Genomic DNA, 26,941 nt, shown 5'->3' with positions numbered 1-26,941 from the left:
GTGGCTGACTGATTAGTCTGTTCAGGATGTCTGATTAAAGTATTCGCTGGGGGATACGCCCAGTAATCGGCGAAACATCGCACTAAAGGCGCTCGGACTGTCGTAACCGAGCGCCAGCGCCACATCAATCACCGACACACCTGCCGCCAGCTGGTTCAGAGCTTCCAGTAATTTCGCCTGACGTACCCAGTCACTAAACCGCAGACCCGTTTCACGCTGAAAACGACGCGAGAGGGTACGGCTGCTGATTTCCATACGCTGCGCGACGTCTTCCAGTTCCCACGATGAGCACAAATCTGCCCGTATTTGCTGAGTCAGTAGCAAAAGTTCCGGCTCTTTCGGTTCCGGCAGATGCAGCGGCAAGCTGGGTAAAAGGCGTAGTTCGTCGAGCAACAGCTCCATGATACGTTCATCGCGACCACCGGGCAGATAATCCACCGGAATGGTCAGCGAGGTCAGGATCAGTTCGCGCAGAAGAGGAGAAATTTGCACGACCTGACATTGTGCGGGCAAATCGGCACGGGCGAGGGGCTCAACAAACAGGGTGCGGGCTTTGACGCCACCGATAAAACGCAGGCTGTGCACAACGTGAGCGGGTAACCACACGCCACGTCCGGGGGGCACCATCCAGGTGCCCAGTGCGGTATGAACTTCTACCACGCCCGATAAAGTATGAATCAGTTGCGAACAGCTGTGGCTGTGCGCGGGCTCACTGTCGCCGTGCTGGTAATCGATAGCCAGAGGCGCAATCGCCTGATGCGGGGCAAGGAAATTGTGTTGCATGAATCAATGATGTTTTTGGTTCTTGGCATCTTCAACGGCTTGTTTTGCTTCTTCTGCCGCTTTCCGGAGTTCTTCTTCAGTCAGTTGTTCTGAAGCCTCAAGCAGTTCTCCTAACCCGTCGCTGACGTGGACGTCATCGGCTTTGCTTTTGTTTTCTTTATTCTTTTCGTCGCTCATGCTCTGGTCCCCGTGAAATGAATTCAGGGCCTGATTATAGCAGAAAATTGCAGCTGAAAGTCTGAGCAGAAAGTGCAGGCGAAAACAGGGAAGGGCAGAGCCTGTCGGTCGACAGACTCCTGAATACTTTACTGGCGGTATGCGAACTTGATTTGTTGCAGGGCGTTTTTGAAGACTTCAGCCTGTTGCTCGTCTTCCATCTGCGCAACAAAACGCTCCATGTTCAGCATCACTTTACCCGCATCAGCCTGACCGATGGCTTTGAGGATCAGGGTCAGTGTCGCTTTAAGGCAGGCAACTTCGGTCGCCAGTGTTTCAACGTTCGCTTCAGTCGTAAAATCGCAATTACTCATTATTTATATCTCCTCAGGCTCACTGCCAGGCAGCACGCCGAATTCTAAACGGTTGAAAAATGGGGCTAAAAATGAACTCACCCGTTCGCGCCGGGTGGAAAGTGGCGGCATTTTAGCATAGTTAGTCGGTTTTAGTGCATCGCCCGTTGGGGTGACGCAAATGTGTTAATCCGATATAAGCATCGAGCGTTTTTGCCAACAAAGTACAGAATACTAAACATTATTGCCGGTTGAGAAAAATTCATCTCCACGTGCAGATTTATTCATATAAACCATCAGCAATTCGTGCGATCGTAAATAATCATCGGTCATATCATATATATATCTTTGACGATTACTGTCGGTTAAATAGTCAGGCCAGTTAACCATGGATTTTAAGCAACAAAAAACGGTTGGCATTATTTTTTTGCGGAAAATAAGACAGGCCAAGGGCTGGCGCTTGACCATTGATTAAAAAAGCCTTTTTTTAAATTATTAATACAGGTGATGGCACTTCTCATTTACATTCAGCAAAGTAGTTTTTTGCAGACACTCCTTGGTCAGGAAGAGATGTTAGAGTAAAATACGCGGGCTATAATAAATAACTGTGTCTTCCTGATTTAAAAACACTGCCATTGACCGGCAGTGGAAAGAGTTAGTTGATGCTGGTCTCTAATTGCCACCTTCTCTTCATTTATAAGCTGTCTTAGAACAATATTAATGTTCGCCACGTTTGAATACGTAAGACTGGCCTGAAGATCCTGACGGTGTGTTGCCCTTATTTTTTGGAGAATTCTCTTTGATTAGCGTTCTTCTTGTTGATGACCACGAACTGGTGCGCGCAGGGATCCGACGCATTCTTGAAGATATCAAAGGCATCAAAGTCGTTGGTGAGGCGCAATGCGGTGAAGATGCCGTCAAATGGTGTCGTACCAATGATGTTGATATTGTCCTGATGGATATGAACATGCCAGGCATTGGCGGGCTTGAAGCGACGAAAAAAATCGTTCGTTTCTCCCCGGATATCAAGATCATCATGTTAACGATTTATACTGAAAACCCGTTGCCGGCGAAAGTGATGCAGGCGGGGGCGTCAGGTTACCTGAGCAAAGGTGCGGCTCCACAGGAAGTGGTGAATGCAATTCGTCTGGTCGACTCCGGCCAGCGATATATTGCGTCAGATATTGCACAACAAATGGCGCTTAGCCAGATTGAACCTCAGTCTGAGACACCGTTTGATTCCTTGTCTGAGCGTGAATTACAAATCATGCTGATGATTACCAAGGGACAAAAAGTGAATGAAATTTCAGAACAACTGAACTTGAGTCCGAAGACAGTTAACAGTTATCGTTATAGGATGTTTAGTAAATTAAATATCAGCGGCGATGTTGAGTTAACCCATTTGGCGATTCGACACGGTTTGTTCAATACGGAGACTTTATCCGGCAGTGAGTGATGAGCGCTTCGACCCCAAGGCCTTTCTGAAAACGGTCACCAGCCAGCCCGGCGTCTACAGGATGTATGACGCCAGCGGCACCGTAATCTACGTAGGTAAAGCCAAAGACCTTAAAAAACGTCTTTCGAGCTATTTTCGTGTCCAGGTTTCCAGCCGCAAGACCGAAACTCTGGTTAAAAACATCGCACAAATTGATGTCACTGTTACGCACACCGAAACGGAAGCGCTGCTCCTCGAACATAACTACATCAAACTGTATCAGCCGCGTTATAACGTGTTATTGCGTGATGATAAGTCGTATCCGCTGATCTTCCTCAGTGCGGATAATCATCCGAGAATTACTGTCCATCGTGGCGCCAAACATGCCAAAGGCGAATATTTTGGGCCTTTCCCGAACTCTTATGCCGTGCGTGAAACACTGGCGTTGCTGCAAAAACTTTTCCCTATCCGCCAGTGCGAAAACAGCGTTTACAGCAACCGTTCACGCCCTTGTTTGCAATATCAGATTGGCCGCTGTCTTGGCCCCTGCGTGAAGGGACTGGTCAGCGACGAAGATTATAATGATCAGGTGGAATACGTCCGGTTGTTCTTATCAGGTAAAGATCAGCAGGTGGTTACCCAACTGGTAAACCGCATGGAAGAAGCCAGCAAGACGCTGCGATTCGAAGATGCCGGGCGGATAAGAGATCAGATCCAGGCCGTGCGTCGCGTAACGGAACGTCAGTTTGTTTCCGGAAACAGCGAGGATCTGGATGTCATCGGCGTGGCCTTTGAATCCGGTATGGCCTGTCTGCACGTGTTGTTTATCCGCCAGGGTAAAGTGCTCGGCAGCCGCAGCTATTATCCGAAAGTGCCAGGCGGTACTGATCTTGGCGAAGTCGTGCAGACCTTTGTCGGGCAATTTTATCTGCAAGGCAGTCAGCAGCGGACACTTCCGGGCGAAATTTTGCTGGACTTTAGTCTGGCAGAAAAAGACCTGCTCGCGGAATCGCTGAGTGAGCTGGCCGGACGCAAAGTGCAAATCCAGAGCAAACCGCGCGGCGACCGTGCCCGTTATCTGAAACTGGCGCGTACCAATGCTTCAACAGCCCTGACGACCAAACTGGCGCAACAGTCGACTATCCATCAGCGGCTGGCAGAGCTTGCAAAAACCCTGCATCTTGCTGAAATTAACCGCATGGAATGCTTCGACATCAGCCATACTATGGGCGAGCAAACTGTCGCTTCTTGTGTGGTATTCGACGGCAACGGTCCGCTACGGTCGGAATACCGGCGTTATAACATTACCGGTATTACGCCAGGTGATGACTATGCGGCAATGGCACAGGTATTGCAGCGCCGTTATGGCAAAGCGCTCGATGATAATAAAATCCCTGATGTCATCTTTATCGATGGTGGTAAAGGGCAACTGGGTATGGCGCTGGATGTGTTTCAGTCACTGAATGTGGAGTGGGATAAATCCAAACCGCTGCTGATTGGTATCGCCAAGGGTGCGGATCGTAAAGCCGGGCTGGAAACGTTGTTTTTTGTACCGGAAGGTGAGGGGATTGCGTTACCGGCAGATTCTCCGGCCCTGCACGTTATCCAGCATATTCGGGATGATTCACATAATCACGCTATTACCGGTCACCGGCAGAGACGCGCTAAGGTCCGCACCACCAGTGCGCTGGAAGAAATCGAGGGCGTCGGGCCTAAACGGCGTCAGGTTTTACTGAAATACATGGGAGGCATTCAGCCATTACTGAATGCCAGCGTAGAGGAAATTGCACAGGTACCGGGTATTTCAATCGCATTGGCAGAAAAGATTCATAATGCGTTGAAACACTGAGGGCGTTGTAGCAACATACTCATAATATCCACACCGGACATACAGTTACCTTCGCTATGCAATTTAATATACCTACGTGCCTTACCCTGTTTCGCGTTGTACTGATACCGTTCTTCGTACTGGCCTTCTACCTGCCTTATCCGTGGGCACCGCTGGCTTGTGCGCTGATCTTCGTTTTCGCCGCCGCGACTGACTGGTTTGATGGCTATCTTGCCCGTCGTCTGAAGCAGACGACCCGCTTTGGTGCGTTTCTCGACCCTGTCGCTGACAAAGTGATGGTGGCTATTGCGCTGGTGCTGGTGGCTGAGTATTTCCACTCCTGGTGGATTACATTGCCTGCTGCAACCATGATTGCCCGTGAAATCATCATTTCAGCGTTGCGTGAATGGATGGCTGAAATTGGTAAACGCAGCAGCGTGGCGGTGTCGTGGATTGGCAAAGTGAAAACCACGGCGCAAATGCTGTCACTGGTCGCGTTGTTGTGGCGTCCGGATTCGATTGTAGTAGGGGTGGGTGTCGTCGCGTTGTACATTGCTGCGGTGCTGACTTTCTGGTCAATGTTCCAATATCTGAACGCTGCGCGCCACGATTTGCTGGAACCCTGATCAAACTGACGTAAAAAACGTCAAACGATCGCATGAAGCTGATAATTTTATTGACTCAATCCGTCAGGTCAGTAGAATGCAACGCATCGGAAGGCAGACAGTGTTAGGCCAGAAGATTAGTTAAAAAAATCAGTACGTTCTGATTAAAGCGGGAATAGCTCAGTTGGTAGAGCACGACCTTGCCAAGGTCGGGGTCGCGAGTTCGAGTCTCGTTTCCCGCTCCAAATTTTCTTAAACTGGTTATTGAATTGGTTTAAGTGCAAGACAAGTAGTGAGATTTAAGGCGCGTTAACAAAGCGGTTATGTAGCGGATTGCAAATCCGCCTAGTCCGGTTCGACTCCGGAACGCGCCTCCAATTTTCCCGGAGCCCGGGTGGTGGAATCGGTAGACACAAGGGATTTAAAATCCCTCGGCCTTAGGCTGTACGAGTTCAAGTCTCGTCCCGGGTACCATGGGAAAATGCAAAGAATAATCAAAAGCAATATAGTAGTAATGTCGTTATAGCCACCTTCGGGTGGTTTTTTTATGCCTGAAATTCAGGCCATTTCTGCTGCTATAACTCTGATGGAATGCACGCTGTCCCTAAACATGATGAAATAAAAAAGGCCACCTTCAAGAGGGGGCCTTAAGTGTTTCTTCACAAACATCCTTCGCGCATGTTGCCGCAGTCAGAATTTTATTTTCTGAACAGAATGTCGGTTTATGGATATAAAGAATGAAGAAAATCAGAAATTAAAACAGCCCCGAGGGGCGTTTTTAGGGTCAGAATTCACCCGGTGCTTCAGTGTTGCTCAGTGCCCTGATAGATAAAGGCAGGTGGTAGTTAGGCTGGCTGGTGAAAAACGCCTGCAGGGCAACGCGTTTCTTACGGTCAATTGAGATCTCTTCCATTGTTTTACGGAAGATACTGTACCGGCCACAGGATGTGCAGGTCACAGTAACAATTTTTGCCGACATATTGACCGACGTCTTATTCGTGCTTTGGCACAACGGACACTCGTCTTGAGCGCTTACAACTGTGGAACTCATAAAACCTCCGGTTTTACTTAGAGCGGGCAGTAGTCTAGCACAAAAAGGCGTCAGTTACTTAACGATAATTTAATTATCAGTGGATTTCAGCGCCAACTCAGTGTAGAGAGGCCACAAACCGCTGATGCCTCGGGAAAAGTGTCCCCTTCGTTTTCATCATCGTATTCCCTTCACTTCTGCTCTTTCCACTTCACTTCCATGCGTTACACTTAAAAGATCCACTCCTTAAAGGGATCCTTATTTCGTATGACTTCAGCTTTATACCAGCGTATTGAAGGTTCAGTTTACCGACATATTTATATCGTCGGTGATTTGCACGGCTGTCTGAGCTTGCTTGAAGAGCAGCTGGCGAAAGTGGCTTTCGACCCGCATCGCGATTTGTTGCTTTCGGTCGGTGATCTCGCCGACCGCGGAACCGACAGCGTGGGGTGCCTGAGATTGATGAATGAAACCTGGTTTTCCTGCGTCAGGGGCAATCATGAGCAGATGGCCATTGATGCGGTAAATGAAGAAAATGTTCCCCGCTGGCTGCGCAATGGTGGCGACTGGTTTTACGCACTCGAGAGCGACAAGCGGGAAGAAGCCAAATCACTGATTCTCCAGGCTGATAATTTGCCACATGTGCTGGAACTGACTACCCGTGAGGGGAAACATATTGTGGTCGCTCACGCTGATTATATTTCTGATGATTATGTCTTCGGCAAACCGCTGGACGGGTATGAAATTATCTGGAACCGGGATCGCGTTAACTTTGCGCTGGCCGGGCGTTACAACACCATTTCCGGTGCTGACGAATTCTATTTCGGCCACACTCCGGTGGAACCTGCGATGCAGTTTGCTAATCAGTTCTATATTGATACCGGTGCGGTTTTTGGTGGCTATCTGACGTTGCGTCAGTTGCAATAAATTCAGGCGTTGCACGGGTTTGCGGTGAGTGACCTGCAACGGTATAGTGAGCGGCTGCGAAACGGTAAGGGCGTGAGATAACATCATGGAAAGTAAGCGTGAAGACAGGATCCAGCGTCTGTTACTGGCTTTAAAAAAAACCGACAAAATTCACCTGAAAGAAGCCTCTTTGCTGCTCGAAGTTTCCGAGATGACGATCCGCCGTGATCTGAATTCCGCGCCCGCCCCGGTGATTCTTTTGGGCGGATACATTGTTATGGATCCCAAAAATAGCCCGGCGACGCATTATTTTGTCAGTGAGCAGAAAATGCGTCAGATAGAGGAAAAGCGGCGACTGGCGTCCCGTGCTGCCAGCCTCATTCAGAATAACGATACCGTATTTTTCGATTGCGGCACGACCATGCCTTATGTGATTGAAAAGATTGCAGAGGATTGTGTATTTACGGCGATTTGCTATTCGCTGAATACGTTTCTGGCCCTCCAGGAAAAACCGAATTGTGAGGTTATTTTGTGCGGAGGTGCGTTCAAATCCAGCAACAGCATTTTCACGCCCATCGGGCGCAGCAGTGAACTCGATTTTATCCGTCCGTCGAAAGCGTTCATCTCCGCGGCCGGTGTGAGTATTGAACATGGAGTGACATGTTTCAATTTTGATGAGTTGCTCATGAAACATCAGGCCATTGAACGTTCTGCACAAAGCATTCTGGTTGCTGACAGCAGTAAGTTCGATCAGGTGCGACCGGCTGCGATCGCACCTCTTGCCCGTTTTAATGTGGTGGTCAGCGACGCTGAGCCACCACAGGCTTTTATCGATTTTTGCGACCAGTCTGACATCCCGCTGCTGGTTTAAGTTTCTAGCGGATCGGCGGAATTTTCTCCACCGACTGATACAGCACTACTTCCCAGATGCCATTTTTCGAACCATCACTGAGATAGTGCTCAAAACAGGCTTTACCGTCAGGCCGGTAATGACTGCTGGCGAGCAGCTGGCCGTAAAAATCACGCCAGGCTTTCTCAAAATTCTCATCTGTTATCGTGGTGTGATACGCCGCATAAGTGCCTCCGGGAAGCGTTTGCAGCGTCAGCCCTTCGGCATCATCAAGGATAAAGTTATCCGCGACGCACACCGAAGGATCGGCCCGCAAAGCCTCAGCAGGTGTGGTGTCCGGGTTATCGTGAAACCACGTCAGCCATTCATTTTGCGGCTGATGATGCCGCGCGACCCATTTTGTCAGGTGCTGAAAGCCGTTATGGATTGACTCTTTATAAGGGCCAACAACCCGGTAGCTCACCAGCTTTTTCGCCGGTCTTTCTACGATTAATAATGCCACGATGATCTCCTTTTATCTGACATGCAGTGAGTGGGTTCCTTATTGGGATGACGCAAATGCCAAACTATAACAGTTCGCCGTTTAACTCCCGGTAACTGCTCTACGCGCTATAACAGTTGTCATGATAAAATTTACCTATCAGATTGCATTATAGTCGTGACGCAATGAGGAAATGAGATGGACGTAATCAAAAATGTATTAAACAGTGAAATTGATCGTATCAACCATCAGGAAGGGCGCGACGGGAAACCACGGATCAACGCAGAATTCTTTGTGAATCACCCTTGGTTGTGTCTGGCGATGCTGGTGGGGTATATCGCTGTGGGCATCGTGATGTATGTTTCGCCTTATATGGGTATCGGCTGGTTTATCGGATTTACTGCGTTTCTGGTGTTTATGTCGGCGATGTTGCTGCTGGAAATCAAACCAGTGTATCGCTATGAAGATATCGGCGTGCTGGATTTACGTGTCTGCTACAACGGTGAATGGTATTTCAGCCGCGAATTATCTGCGGATGCCGTGCAACAAATCCTCAGCGCTGGCAGCGTAAGCGCCCGTATAAAAAATCGTATTGAGTCGATTGTCATTCATAAAGGTTTTGTCGATTTTTACGATGTGTACGATCTGGCGCGTCTTGAACAACAACATTTGCCAGATCCCACCGGTACCGCACAGTTAGCTCATTAATTCCGCATGTAAACATGGCCACAGGCCATGACGTTACCCTGCCTGCTCTGATAAAATAGCGGCTGGATATCATTTTCGTGAATCAATATCACAAGCGAAAGTGATGTTGAGCCGTGACAGGAGCGACCGTGGAACGAATCAAACTCACTATTCATCATCTGCACAAAATCATTTCGGGTGAAAAACAAGATGCTCAGGCCACCGCACGCATTTATGCTGGCGATGAATTGTTGCTGACTGAAACAATGACCGGGCAGGCGACGCATTTTGATCGCTTCATTAACGCTGAACGCGATAACGGTAAACCTTTGAGAGTGGAATGGGACAGCGACGGCAGCGCTGAGATGTCCGTTTCCCGCGCCGAAGTGTGCCCCTGCTGTGGCGGTGACGCCTTACACGGTTGATTTATTCTGGCACTGACCGCATGTAGAGTAAAAGCCGAACAGAGGTGAATGATGAAATTTATCAACAATGAATTTGAATACCGTAAATGGATTATGGATGAGATATTCCAGGCGAGTGCGGTAGGCGAAACCTCTGAGTTTGCCGATCAGGAAGTGGATGACTTTATCTTTGATGCCCGCCCGGTGGCTTATCCGTGTGTGGCTGTCATGATCCAGACACCGGGAGAGCCGGGCGTGTGTGAACCGCGCTTTTTCTACAAAGAACAGGTCTTTGAGTGGGCGCATAAAATGGGATTCGGATTCGACAGCTGAACGCTGTGGGATGAACATGCGAAAACCCTGAGCGGCACTCAGGGCTTCTTGTTACCGGTTAATATCTTACCGGTTTAGAACGGCGTAATCAGACGTTTTTCCGGTCGATTTTCTCTTCGCCCCAGAACAGATAGTCGTCTTTGGTTTTTGCGAAGGCGATGGGCAGAACCTCATCGTTTCCTTCTTCCCAAATTTTCTGCGCCAGTTTCTCATCGTTTTTAGCCAGTTCGAAAATAGCCTCAGCGATTTCGTGAGAAGTTTCACGGGTATTTGCCCAGGCTTTGATATTTGACGTCGTCATCCGGTTCTCCTCGTATTTTCAGCAAAAAGTGTCTCCGTGACACCGTGATATTCACTATAACTATGGTTTCCGAAAGTACTTTATGCAAATCCTGCGGGTTTTTGCGACGTTTCCGTGTCCGTCAAAGCCACTTCAGGGCACAAAAAAACCGGCATCTCCTGAGGCGGATCGTTATACTTAGGCTGATTTCGAATAATTAAGGTGAAGAGAATGAGCGACGATATTTTTGATTTTGACATTGATGCTGCACTGGAAACCGCTGAAGTTAAAGCGGCTGAAAAAGCAGCGGAAGTGCCTGAAGCCGTTCAGGACGAAAATGACTGTGAAGGCTGCAAAATCTGATTTTGTACAACTTTGCAGCAAACAAAGAACCGCTTCGGCGGTTTTTTTGTATCTGTCATTTATTTCTCTTTCGCGATTTTTCGCTGAATTTCCTTTGCTGACATAGCGTTGCAGCAGGTTGTCCGCAAGGGGGCTCTGACGCAAATGTAAGGGTAGCGTTAAGGCATTTTTTTTGGGATAAATTCCTATAGAACAGGAAGATAGCTGGCGGTACTTTGTCACCACCTGATACGCAGGTCGTGAGGTTCACAATGAAAAAATTGATTTTAGTTCTCGCCGTTTTGCTAACTTTGCCAGCTATCGCACAGGCAAACGTCGAGCTCGGAGTTAATATGCCTGGCCTGTCATTGCATATCGGCGATCGTGACAACCGCGGGTACTACTGGGATGGTGGTGACTGGCGTCCGCCAGGTTGGTGGGATAATCACTATCGTGATGAAGGCCGTGGTCACTGGGTGTATTACGAGCCAGCGCCGCCGCCGCCGCGTTACTGGCATCACGAGCACTGGCGCGAAGGTCCGCCTCCAGGTTACTGGCATGATGGCCCTCCGGGGCACTGGCGTGACGGGCCTCCGGGACACTGGCGTGAAGGTCCTCCGCCAGGTCGCTGGTAGCAGAGAGCAGGTTAAAAGCAGTAAAACAGATTTTGGGAACAGGGTTGGCGGTGGCGATGCGAAGGCATCCCCAATGTCAGTTCTGTTCCTCTCAATTCTTCTTTTTTTTTGAAATACCTTTCCCTGAATTAATCACGTTACAAATAACAAAAGCGAAATGTATCTGCTTAAATTATATTTAATTCAAACACCCCCCCTGCCAATGACTGAACGTACATAAGATGAAATTTTCAGAGTAATTGCTGCTTGCTAAAGATCATTGGTATGTTAATTTCTTGTTATATGAAATCAGCAATGGATGGCTCGAACGCGACGCGTACCTGATGTCATAGCTGTACTTAGGGAGAAATTTTTCAGGTACGTAACATGTCTTTTACCGAGATTATCCCTATGCACTTGATTAAAAACGATTATGAGTACCGGGTCTGGATGCTGAACGCCTATTTTTTTCAGGATAATATCGAGGGCGATCAACTGCTGACCGATGAGGAAATGGATGATTTTCTCTTTGAATACCGACCACAGGAATATCCATGTTTAGGCACAGTAACGCCGTCGAAAGAAAGCTCTCTGGAACTGGATATCACATTCTTTTATCGGAATCATATCAGTGAGTGGGCACAGTCGATGGGTGTGATAAATACGAAGTAATGTTTTCTCTGACTAGTCCTGATATAGGTTGACTCTTTTCAGCCTTAAAACGCCTGATGAACTTCATTGGGCGTTTTATATTTTAATGATAGATGGGGTCGCTGGGTGTTGTAGATTTCCACCGACTCCCTGACCATCTTTCTTGCCTGCTTGATATTTTCTGGCCTGGTGAGCAGATACTCCATTTTCAATATCCCGTTTACCCGCTCCGCCAGCGCATTCTGATAGCAGTCATATCCGTCCGTCATCGAGCAGATAACGCCGTGTCGTTCATGCAGCGCCTGATATTCAGTTGAGCAGTACTGTATGCCCCGGTCTGAGTGATGTATCAGGACAGATGCTGTGCGTCTGCTCATCAGAGCCATTTTGAGCGCGGCGGCCACATTCCGGGTATGCAGTCTTTCATGCACATGATATCCCACTATTTTTCTCGGCCAGGCGTCAGTGACCAGACTCACATACACCGTTCCCTGACGCAGCGGAAGATAAGTGATATCCGTGACCCATACCTGTTCCGGATGGCAGGCAATAATCTGATTTACTCCTGACTTCAATAAATTAGGGTGACGGTAAAAGCGATGATGGCTGTTTGTCGTTTTATGATAGGCACGTTTAGGCATTACCAGTAACCGTGAGCAACGCAGTATCTCGAACAGGCGATCCCGGCCAACATGCAACGCCTGTTCTGGTGACGTGAAATTACACCAAAGTTGTACAGCGCCTGGCAGTGAAAATTGTGCTGGATGCCCATCAGCCGGATGCAAATCGTCTGAAAGTCGGGATATCAGTGATCCCGTCGATTCAGACATCTCGCTGATATAGGTCTGCTTCAGAGACTAAAAAGGCGACCTTGCATCAGCAGGGCCGCCTTTTCTATCTGTCCTCACATCAGTCCGCTAAAGGGATCAGGATGCCTGATTTTGAGGTGGAGTCGGCTCAGAAGAGCTTTTTTTTGCCGGATGCTGCGGTTTACCCGAGAACAGGAAACGCAGGATGGGAATGCGTTTGTGGATCTCATAGAGGAAGAACGCGATACCGAAAACAAACACCAGTCCCAGGAAGAAGCCCAGCCAGTCACTTTGAATTTTAGGTGTAATGAAAGCACCGTAAATCAGCGTTAACGGGTGGTGGATCAGATAGATAAACAGTGATGAATTCACCAGATAGGTTATCCACGGCGCCTGGAAATTCAGCAGGTAGTGGCTGAACGAGAACACCACGTTAACCATCAGAATGCCCAGCAGGGTCGTGATGATGGCATCGATTTCCATCGAATACAGTTGCGGGGTATTAACATGCTGATTGAACATGTAAGCCACGAACAGGAAGATGCTGACCACCCCGGCCGTTGCTGATGGTTTCAGGAACAACTCTTTCAACCAGGAGAATTTATAAGCAAACGCGCCGATGATGAAAAATGGCAGATAAAACAACGTCTGCATAACGATGAAATTAAAAGCACCGTTGGAAAGTAAATCAGGCGCAAAAAGATACAGGCTTCTATTAAATGCCGCGTAAATTAATCCGATGAATAAAAATATAATTGAGAGTTTTCCTAAGCTGTTTGTCCGTCTTTTAATAATTTGAATGCGACTAGTCTTAATTTCTTTAATAAATTTGAAGAGGTAGAAACAAATACTGGTAAGAATAACCAACGTTAAAAGGAACCATAAATGGGAGACCAGTTCCCAGACGGTGGTATTAATCTTTTGATAAAAGCCCATGCTGTCCCAGCCGGAGAATTTATCGGTAAATTTCATCAGGAAATACAACTGCGGAATGGTGATGAGCGGGAAGGCCGCGGCCAGTGGGATGGCGACGCGCTCCAGGCGCACCTTCAGCCATTGCTGAGGATTGTAGCGCTCATACAGCATATAAGAAAAATATCCGGAGATGACAAAGAACACCTGCATCCGGAATGCGTGAATGACATCATTGAATATTGTCAGGCCGTGAGAGGGTATTGCACTGTTTACCGCCCAGATATGACTGGAGTAAATCAATGATATATGGAAAGGAATACCCAGCAGCATCAAATATGCGCGGATGGAGTCTAAGAAGAACTCACGTTGTGGTTTCTGTTCTTTCATTACGTATCCGTTGTAGAGAGCTCATCCTAATTTTAGAGCGTAATTTGTGTTTGGGTTAATTCTTCGGGTAACCAAAAATGACGGTTGTTGACACAAGTTTAGTTTCTGACCTTAAAACATGCCTTGTTATAAGACAAGTTTCCATAGCCGGAGTTTCAACGAATTGATATCCTTGTACCCTGTTGCGCTTAAACGGTTCATCAATGGCTGAACCATCGACTGCTCAAGTTGTCGGAAACCTGACACTTCCCTTAAAATAGTTACAGTAAACGAGTTAAGCGCGCGTAAAAGGAGACAAGGTGTCGGATAAAAATTTTTCCATAGGGTCACGTATGATCAAAGTCCGTTTGCTAAGTGCCGCAGTGTTGATGACCATGTTCACCTCATCTGCCTGGGCTTTTTCTATAGATGATGTTGCAAAACAAGCGAAGGCTTTAGCCGATAAAGGTTACGAAGCGCCGAAAAGCAATCTTCCGTCTCAGTTCCGCGATCTCAAATTCGCAGATTACCAACAAATTCAATTCAATCATGATAAAGCGTACTGGAAAAACCTGAATACGCCTTTCAAGCTTGAGTTTTATCATCAGGGTATGTACTTCGATACGCCGGTCAAAATCAATGAAGTGACGGCGAACTCGGTCAAAGAAATCAAATACAGCCCGGACTATTTCAACTTTGGCAACGTCAAACATGACGCTGACTCAGTGAAAAACCTCGGCTTTGCTGGTTTCAAAGTGCTTTATCCAATCAATAAAGCTGACAAAGATGACGAGATTATGAGTGTGCTGGGTGCCAGCTACTTCCGCGTCATCGGTAAAGGTCAGGTTTATGGCTTGTCTGCACGTGGTCTGGCGATCGACACAGCACTGGCTTCAGGCGAAGAATTCCCGCGTTTTCGCGAATTCTGGATCGAGCGTCCAAATCCTGATGAAAAACACTTAGTCATTTACGCATTGCTGGATTCTCCACGTGCAACCGGTGCTTATCGTCTGGACGTTTATCCGGGCAAAGAAGCCACGGTGGATGTGCAGTCTCAGGTTTATCTGCGCGACAAAGTGGGCAAACTGGGTGTGGCACCATTAACCAGCATGTTCCTGTTTGGCGCGAATCAGCCTTCACCGGTCCTGAACTATCGTCCGGCGCTGCATGATTCCAATGGTCTGTCGATTCACGCCGGTAACGGTGAATGGATCTGGCGTCCGCTGAATAATCCGAAACACCTTGCGGTTAGCCAGTTCTCAATGGAAAACCCGAAAGGCTTCGGTCTGCTGCAACGTGGTCGCAGCTTCTCCAACTTTGAAGATTTGGACGATCGTTACGACTTGCGTCCGAGCGGTTGGGTTGAGACCAAAGGCGACTGGGGTAAAGGGAAAGTTGAGCTGGTAGAAATTCCGACTGCTGACGAAACCAACGACAACATTGTTGCTTTCTGGACGCCGGATCAGTTGCCGGATGCGGGCAAACCGCTGAGTCTGAACTATCGTTTACACTTCACCCGTGAAGAAGAGAAGTTACATTCTCCTGATCTGGCATGGGTTGAACGGACTATGCGTTCTACCGGTGATGTGAAACAGTCGAACCTGATCCGTGAGCCGGACGGCAGCGTTGCCTTCCTGGTTGACTTCGTGGGTCCGAACCTGAAAGCACTGAAGAGCGACACTCCGGTGGCGTCTCAGGTCAGCGTTGGCGACAACGGTGATCTGGTTGAAAACTCCGTCCGCTATAATCCTGTGACTAAAGGCTGGCGTCTGACGCTGCGTCTGAAAGTGAAGGATCCGAAGAAAGCGATCGAAATGCGCGCTTCTCTGGCCAATGGCGACAAAACTCTGAGTGAAACCTGGAGCTATCAGCTGCCTGCAAATGAATAAGTCAACGCACTCTACTCAAGATTATGTAGAAGCTTTGCCGCTTACTGAAGAACAGAAAGCGGCGCTCACTCAGCAGCTTCCCGTTGCTGAAGAGCAGGCTTTTGCAACCGTCCATCACCGCTTAGGCGGTGATGTGTCGGCCACCGCTGATGCTGCCGATCCTGATGCCCCTCTGGTATCAGTGAAAGCCCGCGTCAGCGCAAGCTGGCCGGATGCCCAAGAGAAGGGCACTCTGGACGAAGTCGATAATGAAGGCCGTACTATCGCCAGTGCCATGCCGCCGGTTAAACGTTCCAGCATGTTCCCTGATGTCTGGCGCACTAACCCGGTCGGACGTTTTTGGGACAATCTGATGGGGCGCAGTGCGGCTTCCCGCCACCGCGCCTCAGAAATGCCTGAGTCCGAGAAGCGCTGGCGTCATGCCGGTTCTGTTCGTCGTTACATCCTGCTTATTCTGATGCTGGTGCAAACGGCGATCGCCACCTGGTACATGAAAACCATCCTGCCTTATCAGGGCTGGGCGCTCATCGACCCAAGCGATATGATCAACCAGGACTGGCAACAGTCGGTTCTTCAGTTACTGCCTTACGTCTTACAGACCGGTATTCTGGTGCTGTTCGCCATCTTGTTCTGCTGGGTTTCGGCCGGTTTCTGGACCGCTTTGATGGGCTTTTTACAATTGCTCATCGGCCGTGACAAATACAGCATAACGGCGTCGACCAAAGGCAATGAGCCGCTGAATCCGAATAACCGTACTGCGTTGATCATGCCGATTTGTAACGAAGACGTGGAGCGCGTTTTCGCGGGTCTTCGTGCAACGTATGAATCTGTTAAAGCCACCGGCGATCTGGATCAGTTTGATATCTATGTCCTGAGCGACAGTTATGATCCGGATATCTGCGTTGCGGAACAAAAAGCCTGGATGGAAGTCTGCCGCGACGTCGAAGGTCATGGCCGTATCTTCTATCGTCGTCGCCGCCGTCGTGTGAAGCGTAAAAGCGGAAACATCGATGACTGGTGCCGTCGCTGGGGCGGGGAATATGCCTATATGGTTATTCTCGATGCCGACAGCGTGATGAGTGGTGAATGTCTGACCGGTCTTGCGCGTCTGATGGATGCCAACCCGAACGCCGGTATTATTCAGTCCGCGCCAAAAGCGTCAGGCATGGATACGCTGTATGCGCGTTGCCAGCAGTTTGCGACCCGTGTTTACGGTCCGCTGTTTACCGCTGGTCTGCACTTCTGGCAGCTGGGTGAATCTCACTACTGGGGCCACAACGCGATTATCCGCGTGAAGCCGTTCATCGAACACTGTGCGCTGGCACCATTGCCAGGTGAAGGTTCATTCGCTGGTTCCATCATGTCTCACGACTTTGTGGAAGCTGCGCTGATGCGTCGTGCAGGCTGGGGTGTGTGGATTGCTTATGATCTGCCGGGCAGTTATGAAGAGTTGCCACCGAACCTGCTGGACGAGCTGAAACGCGACCGCCGGTGGTGTCACGGTAACCTGATGAACTTCCGCCTGTTCCTGGTAAAAGGTATGCACCCGGTTCACCGTGCGGTGTTCCTGACGGGCGTAATGTCTTATCTTTCGGCTCCGCTGTGGTTTACGTTCCTCGCACTGTCTACGGCATTGCAGGTCGTTCATACGCTGATGGAACCGCAGTACTTCCTGCAACCGCGACAGTTGTTCCCGGTGTGGCCACAGTGGCGTCCTGAGCTGGCAATAGCCCTGTTCTCGACCACCATGGTCTTGCTGTTCCTGCCCAAGCTGCTGAGTATCGTGCTGATTTGGGCGAAAGGCGCGAAAGAGTTTGGCGGTGCATTCCGTCTGCTGGTTTCGATGTTCCTTGAGATGCTGTTCTCCGTCTTACTGGCACCGGTACGCATGCTGTTCCACACCGTTTTTGTGGTCAGCGCATTCCTGGGCTGGGAAGTGGTCTGGAACTCACCGCAACGTGATGATGATGACACGCCGTGGGGCGAAGCCTTCAAACGTCACGGATCTCAGCTGTTGCTGGGGGCGGTCTGGGCTGCCGGTATGGCATGGCTGGACTTGCGTTTCCTGTGGTGGCTGGCGCCAATCGTCTTCTCCCTGATCCTGTCGCCAATTGTTTCGGTGCTGTCGAGCCGGGCAACGCTCGGGATTAAGAGTAAGCGGGCCAAGCTGTTCCTGATACCGGAAGAGTACAATCCTCCGCGTGAACTGGTGGCGACGGAAGAATACCTGACGCTTAACCGCGAACGTAAGCTGCAAAATGGTTTCATGCACGCGGTATTTGATCCGGGCTTCAACGCACTGGCAACGGCGATGGCAACGTCCCGTCACCTGTTGCGCGATGCCGTTGAAAACGGTCGTCGTGCGCATCTTGAACATGCGCTGAAAACCGGTCCGAAGGATCTGGGCAAAGCAGATCGTCTGATTCTGCTCAGTGATCCGGTCCTGATGGCACGTTTGCACTCTGCGGTGTGGACGCAACCGGATCAGCAGGCATGGGGTGCTTACTACAACCAGCTGCCGCGTAATGTGCAGGCATTCCCTGCCACTCAGACGCTGGAAGTAAAACCTGCCTGACTGACAGTGCAAGGCTAAAAACGGGCAGTATGTGCAAACATACTGCCCGTTTTCTTTAGACGAGAAGACAGGTGCTCTTTAATCATTAACGTAGTAAATTTTACCTTCCCCTGACATGGGGACGACCGCGTGCGTGCTAAGCTGACAGCGCAATTCAGCGCTGAAGAGCGGGCTTCTTTTATTTGATTCGACAGGTAGTGTGAGTGATTAATCGGGTTGTTTTTCGTGGATGTGTGCTGGCAGTACTGACTTTTCTGCTGGCCGGATGCGGGAGTATCATCAGCCGTACCGTGCCGGGGCAGGGACATGGTAACCAGTATTATCCCGGCGTGCAGTGGGATTTACGTGATAGCCCGTGGCGTTATGTCACCGTCATTGACGTGCCTTTATCAATGATTGTCGACACTTTCATGCTGCCGATCGATGCGCGTCACGGGCCTTACGAATAATCTGCGGCCTTAGTCGATATCCCGTCCCGGATAGTCGTCTTCATCATCCCATTCTTCGGCTGCGGCTTCACCTTCTTCGGTATCAAGCTGCGGCTCGTGCTGGAATTCGCCTTCATCCCATTCGTATAACGTGGCTTCGTCATCCCACTCTTCTTCGAGTTCTATCTGATCATAGTCTTGGTCAAAGATGGCCTGCGCGGCTGCACCGCTGCGGAAAGTCAGCGCGTCGATAGCTTCGCCTTCACCGGTAAGAAACTCTGCCTGCCACATGATATCGCCATCCTGCATGATGTATTTTTGCAGGTTGAACTGATCCGGAACGGGCTCTTCGTCGCCCTGGATCCTGTCTTGCGCGGCTTCGAGAAATTCTTCGCGGGCGGCATCAATAGCTTCTTCAAGCGTTGCGTACATGCTCATTGTTGTCTCCTGAGGTGAAAGGGAAATAGGGGTTAAGCAAATAGCGTTATTAATGAATAAGTAACGACCATCTGACAGTGAAAAACCTGATTAAATGATTGTTGTCGATAACTGACAGGATGCAAGTTTTCAGACTAAATCAGTCGTATTTTTTTCTGCTATTCTCATTTTCTTGCTGGTGACTTTCATCGGATAAAAGGAGCAGGGGATAAAATGGTTTCACGACATGCTGTTATGCGGGTGGCGCGCCCGACGGATAATCTTGAGCTGTTAGCGCGGATGTATTGTGAAGGGTTGGGCTTCGAAGAGATCGGCAGTTTTAGCGATCATCAGGGTTTTGATGGCGTGCTGGTGGGACATCCACATCATCATTACCATCTGGAATTTACCCATCACCACGGCACTTTTGTCGGGCGGGCACCGACGCAGGACAATCTTCTGGTGTTCTATATCCCGGATGACGGGGAATGGCAGAGTCAGTGCAGGCGGATGTCAGAAGCGGGCTTTATCGCCGTGGCTTCGTTTAATCCTTACTGGGATGAATGCGGTAAAACCTTTGAGGATATTGATGGTTATCGCGTGGTACTGGCGCTGCGCGACTGGACCGCCTAGGAGCAACCGTCAGTACAAGTCCTGCGACGCCTTGTCAGGGGGCTAGTCGGCCATAGCCTGCTTAGGCCGGCGTTGCAGACACCAGTACGAATATCCTGCGTTGAACAGCACCACCATCGCGGTGACGAAAAATACCGTTCGGAAGCCGTAACTGGCCGAAACTGCGGCACCCAGCAGTGGGCCGGTGACATTGCCCACATCGCGGAAAGACTGGTTATAGCTGAACACGCGTCCGGCAACCTGATTAGTGCAGTTATAAATCAGCAGGGTCTGTACGGCGGGAAGCAATGCGCCATCGCAGGCACCCAGCATGAAGCGCAAAATACCTAATTGTAATGGTGTCTGGACAAAAGCCATGGGGATCAGCAGCAGTACTGACAGCGCCAGCATCGCCACCAGAATTCGCTCCGGCCCGATCCGGTCGCCGAGTTTACCCAGACGGGGAGCACTCATCAGCGCGGCCACGCCCGGCACAGAAGCAATCATCCCGCTTATGAAGGCCAGATTTTGTGTATTGCCGGCGAGTTCACGGACATACAACGTCAGGATCGGCGCAATTGAGCCCGTCGCAATCTGAATAATCAGGGTAGTGACAAACAGACATAACACCAGTTTGGGATTTTTCAGCGAAGCGAAAACTTGTTTACGGTTGAGCATGTCTTTCTTATTCACCGGCACGAACTGTTCGCGGATGAAATACAGCGTCATCAGAAAACACAGGAATAATACGCAGGCGGTGATGAAGAACACCGGACGCAAACCGTAACTGTCGGCGAGCAACCCTCCGACCAGCGGACCAATCAGTGCGCCACTGACCGCGCCGGTAGACAGCGTGCCCAGTGCCCAGCCGCTTTTATTACGCGGAATTTGTGTGGCGATCAGCGCGTTGGCATTTGGGACGAATCCACCAAGCAGCCCGAGTAATGCGCGCAATATCAGAAACTGCCAGATGTTTTGCGCAAAGCCCATCAGCGCCATGACAATAGCCATGCCCAGCGCGGAACGCAGCAGCATGATTTTACGGCCTTTTCGGTCGGCGAGTCCGCCCCAGAAAGGCGAAGCGATAGCGGAAAACAGGAAGGTAATACTGAAAACCAGCCCCGACCACATGTTCAGGGATTCATGGCCGGTAACGCCGAGGGTTTCTATGTACAGGGGCAGGAAAGGCATGATCAGACTGAATGCGGCACCGGTCAGGAAGCAACCAATCCAGGCGACATACAGATTACGTTTCCAGTTTATAGGGTCTGGTGCGATTTCAGGTTCAGAGGCCGGAGTCATAAAATACCGAAAAAAGAAGTCAGGTTAGCTCTGGAATGACAGACGGAAACAAGGCAGAGCACAAGTAACAATCAATTGGCATGATAATTATGCGCCTAATTATCATTCACTTCAATGATGTTAATGAACTGTAACAGGAATAACTAAAATACAGGTTTAAAAAAATCAGTGGGTGAAGAAGGTCAAACGAAGTGAAAAAAAACTTAAAAAAACGGTCAGCAGCGAAGCTGACCGCGACAGACACAGATTTAATTACCGACCAATATGATGCAAAAAGGCAACGATTAACGCAGGGCGTCGTTTTTCATGACAGAGTAACGACCACTGCCCAGGAACATGATCACCAGACCGCCGAAGAAATACATTGCTTCACCTTCCAGACCCCAGGCACCGACTTCTGTAGTGGTGAAGAACTTACCGGCAACGACCAGGAAGACAGCGACTAAAATATTGAAAGCCATCACCAGCGCAGCAGGACGGGTGAAGATACCCAAAATAATCAGAACCGGTGCAATCACTTCCCCTATGTACGCGCCGTAGGCGATGAAAGCAGGCAGGCCGTCTGCCTGTAGCATTTGGGCAATCCAGCCAACGCCGTTTTCCATTTTCGCGACGCCGTGGAATAAGATCAGAATACCAAAAGTCAGACGTAACAGCAGTTTACCGAAATCCTGATGATCTACGGCGCGGGTGAAAGAAGCGTTCAGTTTAGCCAACATAACGTGTTCCTTTTGAAGGTAACATGCCCAGGTGCAGGCAGCAGGTCACGCGGCTCCAAAATCAGGGGAGTTATCACGTGGAGAAATTATGTTGAGAGTATTGGCCTAAACGGCGCAGGATAAAATCTGATAACTTTGAAGAAGTTTTTCAAAAAAATTGTCGAAGCAAATCAAAAAACCGGTTGAGCCTGAGCCTGACCGGTTTTTAGGTTACTCACTAAGCGCTTTATAGAGCGAGGGTTCCCCTTGCGGGCGCGTTTTGAAACGACGGTGCAGCCACATGTATTGCTCCGGCGCCTGGCGGATTTCATTCTCAACCACTTTATTCATATACGTCGCGGCGACAACTTCATCATCCAGCGGGAAGTCAGCCACCTGAGGATGAATGATCATCTCATAACCCTTTCCACCCGCCATACGGCGTGGAGTGAACGGGATAATGGCCGGTTTGCCCATCCGTGCCAGCAGATAGGTGCCGGTGGTGGTGGCGGCTTTATCTACGGCGAAGAACGGCACGAACACGCTGGCACGCGGGCCGTAGTCATGATCCGGTGCATACCAGATGATGTCGCCCTGCTTGAGACTGCGGATCATCCCTTTGAGGTCTTTGCGATCGAGCATACCTTTGTTCGAACGCATACGGCCCTTAGTCTGGATCCAGTCCATCAGTTTATTATCGTGCGGACGGTAAACGCCGACGCCGGGGTTATGAATGCCGAAAATACGGGCGCCCAGTTCCAGGGTCAGGAAATGCACGCCAATCAGCAGCACACCCTGTTTGTTGTCACGCGCGCGTTGAATATGCTCCAGGCCGCTGACTTTGAACCAGCGCTCGATACGCCAATCAGGCCAGAACCACGCCATGCCGGTTTCAAATAAACCCATTCCCACGGATTCAAAGTTTTTCACTACCATATCTTCGCGCTGTTCCGGATGCATATCCGGGAAACATAATTCGATATTGCGTTGCGCGATTTTATAGCGACGTTTGAGAAAACGCATAGAGAAACGGCCCAGTCCGGTGCCAATACGATAAATGACCGGATAAGGTAATAATACCAGCGCATACAGCAACCCCAGACCAAGCCAGGTGATCCAGTAGCGTGGGTGCAGCAACGAACGGTTAAAGGTGGGTACCTGAGTCATAGATTCTCTGCGTCAATCGATCGAAGTAGAAAGTTTATAAGCTCTGTCTAGTGCAGCAGCCTGCCAGAGAAATTCGTCCATATTTCAACAGGAAATAAAGGTTATCCGTAATTTTTCGCAGCAAAGTGAAACATTGTGGCATTTTTTTTGTATGAGGTGAAAGCTCATGGCATTAATACCTCATTTTACTTATGGATTGGATGAATGAAAAACAATGTGACTCTTTTATGTAGTCATCCTTTTTGCCACCGTATCCATCGCTTCAAATATCAGTACAGAAACGTTTTTTGTCAATGAAACAGGCAGCCCCGAAGGCTGCCTGATGCGCTTTTGTGACTGGGAGATTATTCCGGCAGGAACAGGCCTTTCAGCCCGTGAGGTTCACTGCGCCAGTATTGCTTCGGTGCCGAGACTTTAGCGCCCAGTTTTGCTGCGGCATGCCACGGCCAGCGCGGGTTATATAAAATGCCCCGTGCCAGAGCAATCATATCCGCCTGACCGGTTCCGATAATGGCTTCTGCCTGCTCCGGTTCGGTGATAAGCCCCACGGCGATCACCGGCATTCTCACATAACGTTTGATGCCGTCAGCGAAAGGTACCTGATAGTTCGGGCCAACGGCGATTTTCTGATGCGGACTCAGGCCGCCGCTGGAAACGTGAATATAGCTGCAACCCAGCTCATCCAGCGCTTTTGCCAGTTCGATAGACTGTTCCAGGTCCCAGCCTCCTTCCACCCAGTCAGTGGCGGAAATACGGACACCAATCGGTTTTGCGGCCGGGAATTCGGTACGAATTTCCTGGAAGATTTCCAGCAGCAGTCGCATACGGTTTTCCAGTGAGCCACCGTACTGATCCGTGCGCTGGTTTGAAAGCGGTGACAGGAACTGATGCAGCAAATAACCATGAGCACCGTGCAGTTCCAGCAGGTCAAAGCCCAGACGGTCCGCACGGCGGACAGTGTCCACATAGGCTTTTTTCAGTTCATCAATACGCGCCAGAGACATCGCTTCAGGTGCTTCAGTACCTTGTGCAAAAGCCACGGCGGAAGGGGCGATGGTCTGCCAGCCTCCGGCAGACTGCGCGATTTGCGCGCCACCCTTCCACGGCGCAGCACAGGAAGCCTTGCGACCGGCATGTCCGAGTTGCAGTCCCAGCGGCATATTGCTGTTTTCACGCAGCCCTGTAATCAGGTCTTTCATGGCCGCTTCAGTGGCATCGTCCCATAACCCTAAATCCTCAGCAGAAATACGTCCTGCGGCTTCAACGGCAGTCGCTTCGAGGATAAGCAAACCCGCGCCGGAGAAGGACAACTGGCCCAGATGGGCGTGATGCCAGGCGGTGGCTTTCCCCTCATCAGAGGAATACTGGCACATCGGGGCGATCACAATGCGGTTTTCCAGTGTCAGATTGCCCAAAGTAATCGGTTCAAAAAGCTTACTCATATTTCATGCCCCTTAAAATTCAGCGTGGTGAAGAGTTCACAAGGATGGGTAACATCTAAGGATAGGTTATCGCATTTAAAAGAAGGGCAATGAACAGCAGGTGTTTTTCCTGGAACGAATTTGCAACGGAAGATGTCCTCATTGTTGCTTTAATGTATAATCTTGCCGCTTCAAAAGTAGCTAATCGGTATCCGATAGTTAAATTCCCCTGAAAGACAGGAACGTACACCATGCCAGTGTTACATAACCGTATTTCTAACGAGGAACTCAGGGCGCGCATGCTGGCTGAAACCGAGCCACGCACCACAGTTTCTTTTTATAAGTATTTCCAGCTCGAAGACCCGAAAACCTTCCGTGATGCTTTATACGTCAGCCTGACACGCCTTAACGTGTTTGGTCGCATTTACGTCGCAAAAGAAGGGATTAACGCGCAAATCAGTGTTCCGCAGAGCAAGTTTGAAGCGTTTAAAACCGAGCTGTTTTCCAGCCATCCGGCGCTGGATCAAATTCGTCTGAACGTCGCGCTGGAAGACGACGGAAAATCCTTCTGGGTGCTGCGTCTCAAAGTGCGTGACCGCATCGTGGCGGACGGGATTGATGATGATTCTTTCGATCCGTCAAACGTGGGCGAGTACCTGAAAGCTGAACAGGTCAACGCCATGATTGACGATCCGGACACGCTGTTTGTTGATATGCGTAACCACTACGAATATGAAGTTGGGCATTTCGACAAAGCGATAGAAGTGCCATCGGATACTTTCCGCGATCAGCTGCCAATGGCCGTTGATATGCTTAAAGAAGACAAAGACAAAAAAATCGTGATGTATTGCACCGGTGGGATCCGCTGTGAAAAAGCCAGCGCCTATATGCTGCATAACGGTTTTAAAAATGTGTATCACGTCGAAGGCGGCATTATAGAATATGCACGCCGTGCGAAAGAGCAGGGCTTACCGGTCAAATTCAAAGGCAAAAACTTTGTCTTTGATGAGCGCATGGGCGAGCGCATCTCTGACGATGTGATCGCGCATTGCCACCAGTGTGGCGAAGCATGCGATAACCACACTAACTGCAAAAATGACGGCTGCCATCTGCTGTTTATTCAGTGCCCGACATGTGCGGCGAAGTTTGACGGGTGTTGCAGCGAAATCTGCATGACTGAACTGAAACTGCCTGTGGAAGAACAGCGTGCGCTGCGCGCTGGCCGTGAAAATGGCATTAAGATTTTCAATAAGTCTAAGGGCTTGTTGCAAACTACGATGCATATTCCGGCACCAGAAAACGACTGACCGGCGTCTGAAGTATAAAAAAGCCCTGAACGGTCACCGCTGTTCAGGGCTTTTTTTTGTGCGCAGATAATTACTTCTCCTGCACACCTTCGACAGAAATGATCAGCTCAACGTTCTGTGATGCCGGGCCTAGATCGGTAGTGATCCCGTAATCTTTCAGCGCGATCGTCCCGGCTGCTTCAAAGCCTGCACGGTAGCCACCCCACGGATCTTTACCCTGGCCAAGTAATTTGGCCTGAAGTGTCAGCGGCTTAGTGACGCCGTTCAGTGTGAAATCGCCGGTCACTGCCAGATTATCACCTTCTTTTTTCACTGACGTTGATTTGAATGTGGCTTGCGGGTGTTTGCCGACATTCAGGAATTCAGCACTGCGCAGATGTTTGTCGCGTTCGGCATGATTGGTAAACACGCTGGTGGTGTTGATGGTCACATTCACGTTGTCCGCAGCGGGATCTTTCTCATCAAAAGTGAATCCGCCGTCGAAATCGTTAAAGCTGCCGTAAAGCCAGCTGTAACCTAAGTGCTTGATACGAAATTCGATAAAGGCATGTTGGCCATCTTTATCAATTTTGTAATTTGCTGCGGTGGCGGAACCGGCAGCCAGTAACAGAGATGCCAGCGTCAGGCCCAGAGTGGTTTTTTTCAACATACTTATTCTCCATGTATTTTTAAGTTAACAGCAAAACAAATTACGAAAGTGAACGACAGAAAGTGAGCAGTTCAGCGACCTAACATGCGCGTCAGGGTGTTGTCCCGGTCAATGAAATGATGTTTAAGCGCCGCAAGCGCGTGGAACGTTGAGACAATTACGATGCCCCATGCCATCCACAGATGCAGCGTGCCTGCGATGTCTGCCTGCTGATCCAATCCGAACAGCGTCGCGGGAATATCAAACCAGCCGAAAACGCTGACGGCCTGACCTTCAGCAGTCGAGATGAGATAGCCGCTGATCAGAATGCCGAAAAGCCCGATGAACAGCACAACGTGAGCAAGCCATGCGCCCATCCTGGTCTTCGCGCTATAGCTACCGAGAGGTGCAGGTGGCGGGGAAATAAATCGCCACGCCAGACGAAATATCATGGCAATAAACACCAGCACGCCAATACTTTTATGTATTTCCGGCGCACGGTGATACCAGCTGTCGTAATAACCCAGACCGACCATCCATAATCCCAGTGCAAATAAGCCATAAACAGCCAGTGCAATAATCCAGTGCAGGATCACCGAAATATTACCGAACCTGAAGGTCGTATTTTTCCACAACATAAGTTGGTGTTCTCAATAATGACGTGTTCTG

30 protein-coding genes, 3 tRNA genes and 2 pseudogenes are annotated in these 26,941 nt (G+C 49.7%); 20 read left to right on the top strand and 15 right to left on the bottom strand.

Annotation, left to right across the window (positions count from 1 at the left end; translation table 11 throughout):
- Window positions 1-21 precede the first annotated feature (21 nt).
- The 3 genes from D5398_RS02120 to D5398_RS02115 all read right to left on the bottom strand — a co-directional run bounded on the left by D5398_RS02120 (window position 22) and on the right by D5398_RS02115 (window position 1,313).
- On the bottom strand, window positions 22-783 hold the full coding sequence (locus D5398_RS02120; RefSeq protein ID WP_120506133.1) for an AraC family transcriptional regulator: 762 nt from the start codon (window positions 781-783) through the stop codon (window positions 22-24).
- Between the two features lie 3 nt (window positions 784-786).
- Complete coding sequence (locus D5398_RS25400; RefSeq protein WP_162940702.1) at window positions 787-960, bottom strand: hypothetical protein; 174 nt, start codon at window positions 958-960, stop codon at window positions 787-789.
- Window positions 961-1,088: 128 nt separating this feature from the next.
- Window positions 1,089-1,313 (bottom strand): DUF2594 family protein, encoded by a 225-nt coding sequence (locus tag D5398_RS02115; protein WP_120134606.1) that lies wholly within the window; start codon window positions 1,311-1,313, stop codon window positions 1,089-1,091.
- Window positions 1,314-2,091: 778 nt separating this feature from the next.
- On the opposite strand from D5398_RS02115, the gene uvrY reads away from it, so the two are divergent.
- The 6 genes from uvrY to D5398_RS02080 all read left to right on the top strand — a co-directional run bounded on the left by uvrY (window position 2,092) and on the right by D5398_RS02080 (window position 5,634).
- A complete protein-coding gene (gene uvrY / locus D5398_RS02105) occupies window positions 2,092-2,748 on the top strand; it encodes a UvrY/SirA/GacA family response regulator transcription factor (RefSeq protein ID WP_013576296.1) in 657 nt (218 codons plus the stop codon).
- Window positions 2,741-4,576 (top strand): excinuclease ABC subunit UvrC, encoded by a 1,836-nt coding sequence (gene uvrC, locus D5398_RS02100; RefSeq protein ID WP_162940701.1) that lies wholly within the window; start codon window positions 2,741-2,743, stop codon window positions 4,574-4,576. The genes uvrY and uvrC overlap by 8 nt, the downstream gene beginning before the upstream one ends.
- Before the next feature lie 56 nt (window positions 4,577-4,632).
- The gene (gene pgsA / locus D5398_RS02095) at window positions 4,633-5,181 is read left to right on the top strand and encodes a CDP-diacylglycerol--glycerol-3-phosphate 3-phosphatidyltransferase (protein WP_120134608.1); all 549 of its coding nucleotides are present in this window, start codon (window positions 4,633-4,635) and stop codon (window positions 5,179-5,181) included.
- Between the two features lie 148 nt (window positions 5,182-5,329).
- Window positions 5,330-5,405: transfer RNA gene (locus D5398_RS02090), tRNA-Gly, on the top strand.
- Window positions 5,406-5,463: 58 nt separating this feature from the next.
- A tRNA-Cys gene (locus tag D5398_RS02085) sits at window positions 5,464-5,537 on the top strand.
- Between the two features lie 11 nt (window positions 5,538-5,548).
- Window positions 5,549-5,634: transfer RNA gene (locus D5398_RS02080), tRNA-Leu, on the top strand.
- A 310-nt stretch (window positions 5,635-5,944) separates the two neighbouring features.
- Here the strand turns inward: D5398_RS02080 and D5398_RS02075 are convergent.
- Complete coding sequence (locus D5398_RS02075) at window positions 5,945-6,211, bottom strand: hypothetical protein (RefSeq protein WP_120134609.1); 267 nt, start codon at window positions 6,209-6,211, stop codon at window positions 5,945-5,947.
- A gap of 246 nt (window positions 6,212-6,457) precedes the next feature.
- Between D5398_RS02075 and D5398_RS02070 the strand changes: the two genes are divergently transcribed.
- Window positions 6,458-7,117 carry a metallophosphoesterase gene (locus D5398_RS02070; protein ID WP_120506130.1) on the top strand — a complete coding sequence of 220 codons (660 nt, stop codon included), beginning with the start codon at window positions 6,458-6,460 and terminating at the stop codon, window positions 7,115-7,117.
- An 85-nt stretch (window positions 7,118-7,202) separates the two neighbouring features.
- Window positions 7,203-7,967: a DNA-binding transcriptional repressor DeoR gene (gene deoR / locus D5398_RS02065; protein WP_120506129.1), complete on the top strand. Its 765-nt coding sequence runs from the start codon at window positions 7,203-7,205 to the stop codon at window positions 7,965-7,967.
- A gap of 4 nt (window positions 7,968-7,971) precedes the next feature.
- On the opposite strand, the gene D5398_RS02060 is transcribed toward deoR, so the two are convergent.
- Window positions 7,972-8,448, bottom strand: coding sequence for a GyrI-like domain-containing protein (locus tag D5398_RS02060; RefSeq protein ID WP_120506128.1), 477 nt, complete (start codon window positions 8,446-8,448; stop codon window positions 7,972-7,974).
- A gap of 177 nt (window positions 8,449-8,625) precedes the next feature.
- On the opposite strand from D5398_RS02060, the gene D5398_RS02055 reads away from it, so the two are divergent.
- The 3 genes from D5398_RS02055 to D5398_RS02045 all read left to right on the top strand — a co-directional run bounded on the left by D5398_RS02055 (window position 8,626) and on the right by D5398_RS02045 (window position 9,851).
- Window positions 8,626-9,135, top strand: coding sequence for a YlaC family protein (locus tag D5398_RS02055; protein WP_120506127.1), 510 nt, complete (start codon window positions 8,626-8,628; stop codon window positions 9,133-9,135).
- A 128-nt stretch (window positions 9,136-9,263) separates the two neighbouring features.
- Complete coding sequence (locus D5398_RS02050; protein ID WP_120506126.1) at window positions 9,264-9,539, top strand: hypothetical protein; 276 nt, start codon at window positions 9,264-9,266, stop codon at window positions 9,537-9,539.
- Window positions 9,540-9,590: 51 nt separating this feature from the next.
- Complete coding sequence (locus D5398_RS02045) at window positions 9,591-9,851, top strand: hypothetical protein (protein ID WP_120506125.1); 261 nt, start codon at window positions 9,591-9,593, stop codon at window positions 9,849-9,851.
- A gap of 88 nt (window positions 9,852-9,939) precedes the next feature.
- On the opposite strand, the gene D5398_RS02040 is transcribed toward D5398_RS02045, so the two are convergent.
- Window positions 9,940-10,152, bottom strand: a complete 213-nt coding sequence (locus D5398_RS02040) for a YccJ family protein (RefSeq protein WP_095921306.1) — start codon at window positions 10,150-10,152, stop codon at window positions 9,940-9,942.
- 210 nt (window positions 10,153-10,362) lie between these two features.
- On the opposite strand from D5398_RS02040, the gene D5398_RS25755 reads away from it, so the two are divergent.
- The 3 genes from D5398_RS25755 (at window position 10,363) to D5398_RS02030 (ending at window position 11,759) form a co-directional block, all read left to right on the top strand.
- The gene (locus D5398_RS25755) at window positions 10,363-10,494 is read left to right on the top strand and encodes a hypothetical protein (protein WP_279634995.1); all 132 of its coding nucleotides are present in this window, start codon (window positions 10,363-10,365) and stop codon (window positions 10,492-10,494) included.
- Window positions 10,495-10,745: 251 nt separating this feature from the next.
- Entirely contained in the window at window positions 10,746-11,108 is a 363-nt protein-coding gene (locus D5398_RS02035; protein WP_120506124.1) for a DUF2502 domain-containing protein, read from the top strand.
- 366 nt (window positions 11,109-11,474) lie between these two features.
- On the top strand, window positions 11,475-11,759 hold the full coding sequence (locus D5398_RS02030; protein WP_244216700.1) for a hypothetical protein: 285 nt from the start codon (window positions 11,475-11,477) through the stop codon (window positions 11,757-11,759).
- Between the two features lie 44 nt (window positions 11,760-11,803).
- Here the strand turns inward: D5398_RS02030 and D5398_RS02025 are convergent.
- Window positions 11,804-12,436: pseudogene (locus tag D5398_RS02025) on the bottom strand (IS3 family transposase); the annotation flags it as partial.
- A gap of 20 nt (window positions 12,437-12,456) precedes the next feature.
- On the opposite strand from D5398_RS02025, the pseudogene D5398_RS25575 reads away from it, so the two are divergent.
- Window positions 12,457-12,576, top strand: a pseudogene (locus D5398_RS25575) (HlyD family secretion protein); the annotation flags it as partial.
- Between the two features lie 88 nt (window positions 12,577-12,664).
- On the opposite strand, the gene mdoC reads toward D5398_RS25575, so the two are convergent.
- On the bottom strand, window positions 12,665-13,849 hold the full coding sequence (gene mdoC / locus D5398_RS02015; protein WP_120506123.1) for a glucans biosynthesis protein MdoC: 1,185 nt from the start codon (window positions 13,847-13,849) through the stop codon (window positions 12,665-12,667).
- Window positions 13,850-14,181: 332 nt separating this feature from the next.
- Between mdoC and D5398_RS02010 the strand changes: the two genes are divergently transcribed.
- The 3 genes from D5398_RS02010 to D5398_RS02000 all read left to right on the top strand — a co-directional run bounded on the left by D5398_RS02010 (window position 14,182) and on the right by D5398_RS02000 (window position 18,741).
- Complete coding sequence (locus tag D5398_RS02010; protein WP_120134653.1) at window positions 14,182-15,717, top strand: glucan biosynthesis protein G; 1,536 nt, start codon at window positions 14,182-14,184, stop codon at window positions 15,715-15,717.
- On the top strand, window positions 15,710-18,292 hold the full coding sequence (mdoH, locus tag D5398_RS02005; RefSeq protein ID WP_120506122.1) for a glucans biosynthesis glucosyltransferase MdoH: 2,583 nt from the start codon (window positions 15,710-15,712) through the stop codon (window positions 18,290-18,292). The genes D5398_RS02010 and mdoH overlap by 8 nt, the downstream gene beginning before the upstream one ends.
- A gap of 203 nt (window positions 18,293-18,495) precedes the next feature.
- The gene (locus D5398_RS02000) at window positions 18,496-18,741 is read left to right on the top strand and encodes a YceK/YidQ family lipoprotein (RefSeq protein ID WP_120134622.1); all 246 of its coding nucleotides are present in this window, start codon (window positions 18,496-18,498) and stop codon (window positions 18,739-18,741) included.
- A 9-nt stretch (window positions 18,742-18,750) separates the two neighbouring features.
- Here D5398_RS02000 and D5398_RS01995 read toward each other — a convergent pair whose 3' ends face one another.
- On the bottom strand, window positions 18,751-19,158 hold the full coding sequence (locus D5398_RS01995) for a MysB family protein (protein WP_120506121.1): 408 nt from the start codon (window positions 19,156-19,158) through the stop codon (window positions 18,751-18,753).
- A gap of 213 nt (window positions 19,159-19,371) precedes the next feature.
- Here D5398_RS01995 and D5398_RS01990 point away from each other — a divergent pair, with 213 nt between their 5' ends.
- Window positions 19,372-19,770 carry a VOC family protein gene (locus D5398_RS01990; RefSeq protein ID WP_120506120.1) on the top strand — a complete coding sequence of 133 codons (399 nt, stop codon included), beginning with the start codon at window positions 19,372-19,374 and terminating at the stop codon, window positions 19,768-19,770.
- 42 nt (window positions 19,771-19,812) lie between these two features.
- Here the strand turns inward: D5398_RS01990 and mdtG are convergent, their stop codons facing one another.
- From mdtG to D5398_RS01970, 4 genes are all read right to left on the bottom strand, one after another.
- On the bottom strand, window positions 19,813-21,051 hold the full coding sequence (gene mdtG, locus D5398_RS01985; RefSeq protein ID WP_120506119.1) for a multidrug efflux MFS transporter MdtG: 1,239 nt from the start codon (window positions 21,049-21,051) through the stop codon (window positions 19,813-19,815).
- 284 nt (window positions 21,052-21,335) lie between these two features.
- On the bottom strand, window positions 21,336-21,770 hold the full coding sequence (locus D5398_RS01980; RefSeq protein ID WP_120506118.1) for a DoxX family protein: 435 nt from the start codon (window positions 21,768-21,770) through the stop codon (window positions 21,336-21,338).
- 210 nt (window positions 21,771-21,980) lie between these two features.
- Window positions 21,981-22,916 (bottom strand): Kdo(2)-lipid IV(A) acyltransferase, encoded by a 936-nt coding sequence (locus D5398_RS01975; protein WP_120506117.1) that lies wholly within the window; start codon window positions 22,914-22,916, stop codon window positions 21,981-21,983.
- 344 nt (window positions 22,917-23,260) lie between these two features.
- A complete protein-coding gene (locus tag D5398_RS01970) occupies window positions 23,261-24,358 on the bottom strand; it encodes an NADH:flavin oxidoreductase/NADH oxidase (protein WP_120506116.1) in 1,098 nt (365 codons plus the stop codon).
- A 230-nt stretch (window positions 24,359-24,588) separates the two neighbouring features.
- Between D5398_RS01970 and trhO the strand changes: the two genes are divergently transcribed.
- Window positions 24,589-25,644 carry an oxygen-dependent tRNA uridine(34) hydroxylase TrhO gene (trhO, locus tag D5398_RS01965; protein ID WP_120506115.1) on the top strand — a complete coding sequence of 352 codons (1,056 nt, stop codon included), beginning with the start codon at window positions 24,589-24,591 and terminating at the stop codon, window positions 25,642-25,644.
- A gap of 70 nt (window positions 25,645-25,714) precedes the next feature.
- On the opposite strand, the gene D5398_RS01960 is transcribed toward trhO, so the two are convergent.
- Both D5398_RS01960 and D5398_RS01955 read right to left on the bottom strand, forming a co-directional pair.
- Window positions 25,715-26,290 carry a YceI family protein gene (locus D5398_RS01960; RefSeq protein WP_120506659.1) on the bottom strand — a complete coding sequence of 192 codons (576 nt, stop codon included), beginning with the start codon at window positions 26,288-26,290 and terminating at the stop codon, window positions 25,715-25,717.
- A gap of 74 nt (window positions 26,291-26,364) precedes the next feature.
- Complete coding sequence (locus D5398_RS01955) at window positions 26,365-26,910, bottom strand: cytochrome b (RefSeq protein ID WP_120506114.1); 546 nt, start codon at window positions 26,908-26,910, stop codon at window positions 26,365-26,367.
- Between the last annotated feature and the right edge of the window lie 31 nt (window positions 26,911-26,941).

Source organism: Rahnella bruchi, assembly GCF_003614975.1.
GTDB lineage: Bacteria > Pseudomonadota > Gammaproteobacteria > Enterobacterales > Enterobacteriaceae > Rahnella > Rahnella bruchi.
Note: the sequence above shows the minus strand (reverse complement) of the source record. Positions and strands in the feature narration are given on the sequence as shown.

Excerpts from the sequence above, each read along its gene's own strand:
- D5398_RS02120 (WP_120506133.1), bottom strand. The coding sequence starts at position 783 with ATGCAACACAATTTCCTTGCCCCGCATCAGGCGATTGCGCCTCTGGCT.
- D5398_RS25400 (WP_162940702.1), bottom strand. The coding sequence starts at position 960 with ATGAGCGACGAAAAGAATAAAGAAAACAAAAGCAAAGCCGATGACGTC.
- D5398_RS02115 (WP_120134606.1), bottom strand. The coding sequence starts at position 1,313 with ATGAGTAATTGCGATTTTACGACTGAAGCGAACGTTGAAACACTGGCG.
- pgsA (WP_120134608.1), top strand. The coding sequence starts at position 4,633 with ATGCAATTTAATATACCTACGTGCCTTACCCTGTTTCGCGTTGTACTG.
- D5398_RS02075 (WP_120134609.1), bottom strand. The coding sequence starts at position 6,211 with ATGAGTTCCACAGTTGTAAGCGCTCAAGACGAGTGTCCGTTGTGCCAA.
- D5398_RS02070 (WP_120506130.1), top strand. The coding sequence starts at position 6,458 with ATGACTTCAGCTTTATACCAGCGTATTGAAGGTTCAGTTTACCGACAT.
- deoR (WP_120506129.1), top strand. The coding sequence starts at position 7,203 with ATGGAAAGTAAGCGTGAAGACAGGATCCAGCGTCTGTTACTGGCTTTA.
- D5398_RS02055 (WP_120506127.1), top strand. The coding sequence starts at position 8,626 with ATGGACGTAATCAAAAATGTATTAAACAGTGAAATTGATCGTATCAAC.
- D5398_RS02045 (WP_120506125.1), top strand. The coding sequence starts at position 9,591 with ATGAAATTTATCAACAATGAATTTGAATACCGTAAATGGATTATGGAT.
- D5398_RS02040 (WP_095921306.1), bottom strand. The coding sequence starts at position 10,152 with ATGACGACGTCAAATATCAAAGCCTGGGCAAATACCCGTGAAACTTCT.
- D5398_RS25755 (WP_279634995.1), top strand. The coding sequence starts at position 10,363 with ATGAGCGACGATATTTTTGATTTTGACATTGATGCTGCACTGGAAACC.
- D5398_RS02035 (WP_120506124.1), top strand. The coding sequence starts at position 10,746 with ATGAAAAAATTGATTTTAGTTCTCGCCGTTTTGCTAACTTTGCCAGCT.
- D5398_RS02030 (WP_244216700.1), top strand. The coding sequence starts at position 11,475 with ATGTCTTTTACCGAGATTATCCCTATGCACTTGATTAAAAACGATTAT.
- mdoC (WP_120506123.1), bottom strand. The coding sequence starts at position 13,849 with ATGAAAGAACAGAAACCACAACGTGAGTTCTTCTTAGACTCCATCCGC.
- D5398_RS02010 (WP_120134653.1), top strand. The coding sequence starts at position 14,182 with ATGATCAAAGTCCGTTTGCTAAGTGCCGCAGTGTTGATGACCATGTTC.
- mdoH (WP_120506122.1), top strand. The coding sequence starts at position 15,710 with ATGAATAAGTCAACGCACTCTACTCAAGATTATGTAGAAGCTTTGCCG.
- D5398_RS01995 (WP_120506121.1), bottom strand. The coding sequence starts at position 19,158 with ATGAGCATGTACGCAACGCTTGAAGAAGCTATTGATGCCGCCCGCGAA.
- D5398_RS01990 (WP_120506120.1), top strand. The coding sequence starts at position 19,372 with ATGGTTTCACGACATGCTGTTATGCGGGTGGCGCGCCCGACGGATAAT.
- mdtG (WP_120506119.1), bottom strand. The coding sequence starts at position 21,051 with ATGACTCCGGCCTCTGAACCTGAAATCGCACCAGACCCTATAAACTGG.
- D5398_RS01980 (WP_120506118.1), bottom strand. The coding sequence starts at position 21,770 with ATGTTGGCTAAACTGAACGCTTCTTTCACCCGCGCCGTAGATCATCAG.
- D5398_RS01975 (WP_120506117.1), bottom strand. The coding sequence starts at position 22,916 with ATGACTCAGGTACCCACCTTTAACCGTTCGTTGCTGCACCCACGCTAC.
- D5398_RS01970 (WP_120506116.1), bottom strand. The coding sequence starts at position 24,358 with ATGAGTAAGCTTTTTGAACCGATTACTTTGGGCAATCTGACACTGGAA.
- trhO (WP_120506115.1), top strand. The coding sequence starts at position 24,589 with ATGCCAGTGTTACATAACCGTATTTCTAACGAGGAACTCAGGGCGCGC.
- D5398_RS01955 (WP_120506114.1), bottom strand. The coding sequence starts at position 26,910 with ATGTTGTGGAAAAATACGACCTTCAGGTTCGGTAATATTTCGGTGATC.